Source organism: Acinetobacter sp. YH12070, from assembly GCF_013419625.1.
GTDB classification, from domain to species: domain Bacteria; phylum Pseudomonadota; class Gammaproteobacteria; order Pseudomonadales; family Moraxellaceae; genus Acinetobacter; species Acinetobacter amyesii.
Window position 1 is genome coordinate 1 of sequence record NZ_VOZT01000143.1, and the last position, 1,014, is coordinate 1,014.

General features: G+C 34.0%; 1 protein-coding gene. It reads left to right on the top strand.

Going from position 1 to position 1,014, the window contains the following annotated elements:
* The first annotated feature begins 333 nt into the window (after nucleotides 1-333).
* Nucleotides 334-909 (top strand): ESPR-type extended signal peptide-containing protein, encoded by a 576-nt coding sequence (locus tag FTU17_RS17355; RefSeq protein WP_180136133.1) that lies wholly within the window; start codon nucleotides 334-336, stop codon nucleotides 907-909.
* Nucleotides 910-1,014: the final 105 nt, after the last annotated feature.

Here is a 1,014-nt window from a genome sequence, read left to right on the forward strand (position 1 = left end):
TGTTCAAATGGCGATTCAGCGTTTAATTGGTTTTGGGAAAAAAGAAGAGTTTAAGGAAATTTTGGCAATTTTAAGAAAGCAGAATCCTGATAGGATAAGGGTTCTGTGAAATTTGTCGTGTACAGAGGAATTTTGCTTAAATATTCTTGTAACCAAGTTTAAAAAATGAGCATATTTAAGTGTGACTTATTTCAAATTAATTATATAATTCATATTCTTACAGCAGAACAATAGTAAAAAATAGACTAGATTGACCAAATGTTCTTTTTTGGTGACTTTATGTGTTTTATTCAGTAAAATTGTTAACTACTTCACACTAAAAAGAGCAAAACCATGAATAAAACATATCGGTTAGTCTGGTGCAGCTTCAGAAATGCTTGGATTGCAGTTTCTGAACTGAGCAAATCTAAAACAAAGTCGTCTAAAACAAGAACAATAGGTTCAGTGATTGCAGCAGGCTTGATGCTTACATTTAGCGCAGAAGCTTTTGCTTATGTCGCATCAAATGATATTTGTCAGCCGAACCCAGCTCCAAATCAACAGAACACTACAAATTCATTTTATGGTCAAAACATTGTTTGTGACTGGAACACAACTTACTCAACATTGGTAGGAAATAATATAACAGCTGGAGGAAATACCGTTAATTTAGTAGCTGTCGGTAATAATATTTCAACCGGTGCCGATGGTGAAAGATCGACGGTTCTCGGATCTGAAATCGATCATTCGGGGCGTTTTACCACAGTAATTGGTCAAAACATTAAGAGCAATACTGAACATTCGATTGTAATGGGTGAAGACACAACTATTGATGGGGGTAATTACGATATTTCGATTGGTGGTAATCAAAATATTTCAAATAGTCATTATACAGTAGCACTCGGTAATAATATAGGACTTACGCATTGACTGATTCAAAAAAGTATTAAAATACTTTATAAAGTATCTGTGATCAGACGAATTAAACATGCTTCTACAGCAACTTGTACATTACCCATTTATATGGGCTTTCTC

Coding starts and splice junctions, on each gene's coding strand:
- FTU17_RS17355 (WP_180136133.1), top strand. CDS start 334: ATGAATAAAACATATCGGTTAGTCTGGTGCAGCTTCAGAAATGCTTGG.